A 5193-nucleotide genomic window follows, 5' to 3' on the forward strand; every position below is an offset into this window, starting at 1 on the left:
GGTCGAGGTCGGACAGAGTTTCGCCAGGAACATCCGCAGTGATCTGCGCTCGGTGACCGTCAGCAGCGCCGCCGAGCTGGATGGACTCCCCGCCGACTACATCGCGAAGCACCAGCCCGGCGCCGACGGCAAGATCAAGATTACGGTGGACTACCCGGACGCCTACCCGGTGTTCGACTACGCCACGAACGAAGACCTGCGCAAGAAGCTGTTCATGGAATACAACAATCGCGGCTATCCCATGAACATGGCGGTGCTCGACAGCATGATCGCCAAGCGCTGGCGGCTGGCGCATCTGCTCGGCTACGACAGTTGGGCCGACTACATCACCGCCGACAAGATGGTGGGGAGCGCCAGGAACGCGTCGGACTTCATCGACCGTATCGTCGATGCCTCCGGGCCGGGCGCCGAGCGCGAATACGAGACGCTGCTTCACAAAGAGCAGCAAAGCGTGCCGACGGCGAAAGTGGTGGAGGCCTGGGATCAGGGCCTGTGGTCGCAGCGGGTGCGGAAGGCCGACTTCGACTTCGATGCGCAGCAGCTGCGCCCCTACTTCCCGTTCGATCGCGTGAAACAGGGCGTGCTCGACGTGACCAGCAAGATGTTCAACGTCACCTATCGCCAGGTGAAGGACGCGCCGGTGTGGGATCCGTCGGTCGAGTGCTACGAGATGCTCGAGGGCGGCAAGGTAGTGGGACGTTTCTACCTCGATATGCACCCGCGCCCCAACAAATACAACCACGCCGCGCATTTCCGGATTCGCACCGGTGTCGCTGGCCGGCAGATTCCCGAATCGGCGCTGATCTGCAACCTGCCCGGCGGCATCCCCGGCGATCCCGGGCTGATGGAGCAGGAAGACGCGGTCACGTTCTTCCATGAGTTCGGCCATCTGCTGCACGCGATGTTCGCGGGCCGCCATCAGTGGGTGGGGGTCGGCGGCGTGCGCACCGAGCGCGATTTCGTCGAGGCGCCGTCGCAGATGCTCGAGGAATGGATGCGCGACCCGCAGGTGCTCGCCACCTTTGCGCGTCACTACCAGACCGGTCAGCCGGTGCCGGCCGAGCTGGTGAAGAAGATGGTGCGAGCGGAGGAGTTCGGGAAGGCGCTGCAGGTGCGGCGCCAGATGGTGTACGCGCGCACCTCGCTCACCTACTACGATCGCGATCCGGCGCAGGTCAACACCACCGAGATCACGCGTCAGTTGACCGAGAAGTACCAGCCCTTCCCGTTCGTGGAGGGAACGCACTTCCAGACCGCATTCGGCCATCTCGACGGCTATTCGGCGGTCTACTACACGTACATGTGGTCGCTGGTGATCGCGAAAGACATGTTCAGCCAGTTCGACAAGACCGACCTGCTCAATTCGGTGACCGCTGGCCGCTACCGCCACGCGGTGCTCGAGCCCGGTGGCAGCAAGCCGGCGGCCAAGCTGGTCGAAGATTTTCTGGGCCGGCCATTCAACGAGCAGGCGTATCGCGCCTGGCTCGATCAGCAGGTGAATTAGCAAGGACTTGCGGCGGCGGGCGAACCGGGCCGCCGCCTCGGGTGTAGGATGTCGAAGCACCGGCTCCCCTCCGGCTCGCGAACTTCACACCGCCTCATGACCGGGTGAATGGCGGCAGGGAGGCAGGTCATGCGAAGAATCCTGATGGCAGGTGCGATCGCGCTGCTCGCCTCGAGCTGTTCGCGCAACGCGTCGCCGACCGATCCAGGCGTGCCGTTGATTCCGGCGTCACCGGACGTCCGGACCGCGCCCGAGACCGTCGCGATCGGCGGCGCCACCATCCGGCTCTCGACCTCGCTTTGGCGCGACTACATGCCGCCGGGCCCGGCCGACGGCCGGCCGCTCGCCGCGATTCTGCGCGTGACGGACCTGAAGGGCGGGACACTTCCGAAGGGGCTCGAGGCGAGCGCTGCGTGGGTGATCGTAGGATCGATGGCGTGGTACTTCGTGCCCGCGCCGGCGAACGACGCGAGCAGCGCGACCCTGCTGGAATTCCGCGGCGCCGAGGGTCCGCGCTGGAGTCCCGGGACCAAGGCCGACGTCGTGCTCGAGTTGCGGGACGATTCCGGCGCGGTATGGCGCGTGCAGGCCAAGCGGCAGGAGATCGTGAAGACGCAGTAGATCGGACGGAAATCCGCGCGAACTAGCCGGCTTTGCTCTTCTCTCCCGCCCGGACCGTGCCCGCCAGCTCGTCGGCGTGGAAGCTTGAGCGCACCAGCGGGCCGCTGGCGACGCTGCCGATCCCGACCGCCTTCGCGGTCTCGCCCCAGGCTGCGAACTTGTCGGGGTGCACGTATTCGATCACCGGAAGGTGATTGGGACTCGGCCGCAAGTACTGGCCGATGGTGAGCAGGTCGCAGCCGTGCGCCACCAGATCGCGCAGCGTCTGCGTCAGCTCGTCGTCGGTCTCACCGAGTCCAAGCATGATCCCGGACTTGGACTTGATTCCGCCGCCCCACTGTTTCACCCGCTGGAGCACTTCGAGCGAACGATCGTAGCGCGCGCTTGGGCGCACCACCGGGTGCAGGCGCTCGACGGTCTCGATGTTGTGATTGATCACTTCGGGGCCGGCGTCGATCACGCGCCTCAAGTCATCGGCGTTTCCGCGAAAATCCGGAATCAACACCTCGATCACCGTGTCGGAGCGTTTGCGGATCTCGCGGACCACCGCGGCGAAGATGGTGCTGCCGCCGTCGGCCAGGTCGTCGCGCGCCACCGACGTGATCACGGTGTGGCGCAGGTTCATGGCCGCGACGGTCTCGCCGACCCGGCGCGGCTCGTCCCAATCGACGTAGCCATTGGGTCGCCCCGGCGACACCGCGCAGAATCCGCAGCGGCGCGTGCACAGCTCGCCGAGAATCATGATCGTGGCGGTACCGCGCGCCCAGCAGTGACCGAGGTTCGGGCAGTGCGCTTCCTCGCACACGGTGACGAGCCGCTGGCCGCGCAGCAGAGACTTGGTCTCGGCGTATTCGCCCGCTCCCGGCAACTTGACCTTGAGCCACGGCGGCAGGCGCCGGAAGCCGCCGGGTTCGGCGCCGAGCCCGACGCCCGCGCCGGAGGCGCACCCGCCGAAGCGCGGCTTCACCTCGAGGCGCTGGGGCACCGCGGGTCGCGGGGCTCCCAGCACGCGAATTTCAGGGTGCGCGGGCTCTTCGCCGGGTACACCGTTGTCGAGGATCACGAATTCGTCGCCCATGCTCAGTCCCCCGACATCGTCGAACCAGCCGCAGCGCTCAACGACAGCATGCGGTCCAGCGCCGCTTTCGCCAGCACGCGATCCTCCTCGGGAACGCGGATCGGATTCACCACCACCCCTTCGGCGAGATTCTCGAGCGTCCACAGCAGGTGTGCGGGATCGATGCGGTTCATGGTCGCGCACGGACACACGTTCTTCTGCAGCGAATGGATCTCCTGCTCGGGGTGCTCGAGCGCCAGCCGGTGCACCAGATGGATCTCGGTGCCAATCGCCCAGTGAGTGCCGGGTGGCGCCTGGTCCACCTGCCGGATGATGTACTCGGTCGAGCCGACGCGATCGGCGTGCTGAACGACCTCGAACGGGCACTCGGGATGGACCAACACCTTTGCGTTCGGGTCCGCCGCGCGCACCTCGTCGATCTGACTGGGGTGGAATTTGGTGTGCACCGAGCACCAGCCGCGCCACAGGATCAGCCGCGTGTCGGCGGCGAAGGCCCGCGCATTCACGGTATCGAGATCGTGCGCGCGATACTCCCATTCCGCCATCTCTTCGAGCCGCACGCCCATCGCGAACGCGGTGTTTCGCCCGAGATGCTGATCGGGAAAGAACAGGACGCGCTGCTTTTGCGCCCACGCCCACTCCAGCACGGCGCGCGCGTTACTCGAGGTGCAGACCACGCCGCCGTGGCGGCCGCAAAAGGCCTTGAGCGCCGCGGTCGAGTTCATGTAGGTCACCGGGAGGATCGTGTCCCCGTGCCGATCGAGCAGCCGGTCCCAGGCCTCCTCGACGTGCTCGAGGTCGGCCATGTCGGCCATCGAGCACCCGGCCTTGAGGTCGGGCAGCAGCACGGTCTGGTGCGGGCGGCGCAGCACGTCGGCCGACTCGGCCATGAAGTGGACGCCGCAGAACACGATGAAATCGGCGCGCTCCTGCGCGGCGGCGAGCTGCGAGAGCTTGAGCGAGTCGCCGCGCAGATCGGCGAACTCCATCACGCTCTCGCGCTGATAGTGGTGGCCGAGGATCACCACGCGACGCCCGAGCGAGCGCTTCGCGAGCCAGGTGCGCTCGCGGATCGCATCGGCGGTGAGAGCCGCGTACTCCGAGAATGGCCGGGCGCCGGAAGCGAGCGGTGGAAGCGTGACGGTCATGGCGTGAGCCTTCGGTGAATCGTTACTCGAGCTCGTTGATGTTGGTCAGTGGCTGCCGGCCGGCGAATCCGGCCTCGAGCGTGTGCCAGTGCGTGATCTCGGATTCGTCGTGCTTCCAGCACAGGAAGACCAGCCGGTCGCCGACCAGGGTGTAGAAGTCGAGCAGCCCCTGGTCCACGTCCTTGAGCAGCGCGCCGGTCTCCTGAATGTGATGGATCTCGGTCGAGATGTTGCCGGCGATCTTTCCGCGCTGCCACTGCAGTTCGCCCAGCTCCTGCGCCTCGGGATTGTGGTCGTTGCCGCCGGCGGAAACCGTCAAGCGCAGCACCTCGATCCGCACCTCGACGCGATCGAGCTCGGCCTTGAGCTCGAGGAGTCGTACGAGCCCCGGTCGAAGCTCGCGCGCCAGCGCGTTGGCCTCTTCGAGCGTGAAAATCTGGATGTCCGCCGGCATGACTTCAGTGACCTCCGCAGGCGCAGCCACCGCCGCGATGCGCGGTGGCGTTGGGGCTCTCGATCGTGAAGCCGGCGCCCTGGGGCTTTTCGATGTAGTCGATGCTCGCGCCCTCGAGCAGCGGCGCACTGTCGGCGTCGACGAACAGCTTCACGCCGCCGAATTCGCCGCTCCAGTCTCCGGGCGCCGACTCGGTCGCCAGCGACATGCCGTACGAGGGCCCCGAGCAGCATCCCGCCATGGCGTGAACACGAAGGCCAACCACGGGCTCACCCTGCGCGGCAAGGATTTCGCCCAACTTGCGGCTCGCGACATCGGAAACGGTCAGCACGGTTTCGCTCCCTGAACTCGAGTGAGGACAACCCTGATCATGCGGCCGGAGATTCCA

Annotated in this window: 6 protein-coding genes; 2 read left to right on the plus strand and 4 right to left on the minus strand. The window is 66.6% G+C overall.

Going from position 1 to position 5193, the window contains the following annotated elements:
* Together VMJ70_03050 and VMJ70_03055 are read left to right on the plus strand one after the other, a co-directional pair.
* The coding region (locus VMJ70_03050; protein ID HTO90087.1) for a M3 family metallopeptidase at positions 1 to 1504 on the plus strand (1504 nt) is incomplete at its 5' end.
* Between the two features lie 129 nt (positions 1505 to 1633).
* Positions 1634 to 2125 (plus strand): hypothetical protein, encoded by a 492-nt coding sequence (locus VMJ70_03055; GenBank protein HTO90088.1) that lies wholly within the window; start codon positions 1634 to 1636, stop codon positions 2123 to 2125.
* A gap of 22 nt (positions 2126 to 2147) precedes the next feature.
* On the opposite strand, the gene lipA is transcribed toward VMJ70_03055, so the two are convergent.
* The 4 genes from lipA to VMJ70_03075 form a co-directional block, all read right to left on the minus strand.
* A complete protein-coding gene (gene lipA, locus VMJ70_03060) occupies positions 2148 to 3203 on the minus strand; it encodes a lipoyl synthase (GenBank protein HTO90089.1) in 1056 nt (351 codons plus the stop codon).
* A gap of 2 nt (positions 3204 to 3205) precedes the next feature.
* Positions 3206 to 4351, minus strand: coding sequence for a quinolinate synthase NadA (nadA, locus tag VMJ70_03065; GenBank protein ID HTO90090.1), 1146 nt, complete (start codon positions 4349 to 4351; stop codon positions 3206 to 3208).
* Positions 4352 to 4373: 22 nt separating this feature from the next.
* Positions 4374 to 4805: a DUF2203 domain-containing protein gene (locus VMJ70_03070; GenBank protein ID HTO90091.1), complete on the minus strand. Its 432-nt coding sequence runs from the start codon at positions 4803 to 4805 to the stop codon at positions 4374 to 4376.
* A 4-nt stretch (positions 4806 to 4809) separates the two neighbouring features.
* A partial coding sequence (locus tag VMJ70_03075; protein ID HTO90092.1) for an iron-sulfur cluster assembly accessory protein occupies positions 4810 to 5193 on the minus strand: 384 nt, incomplete at its 5' end.

It is taken from the genome of Candidatus Sulfotelmatobacter sp. (genome assembly GCA_035498555.1).
In the GTDB taxonomy this organism is placed as follows: Bacteria; Eisenbacteria; RBG-16-71-46; order RBG-16-71-46; family RBG-16-71-46; genus DATKAB01.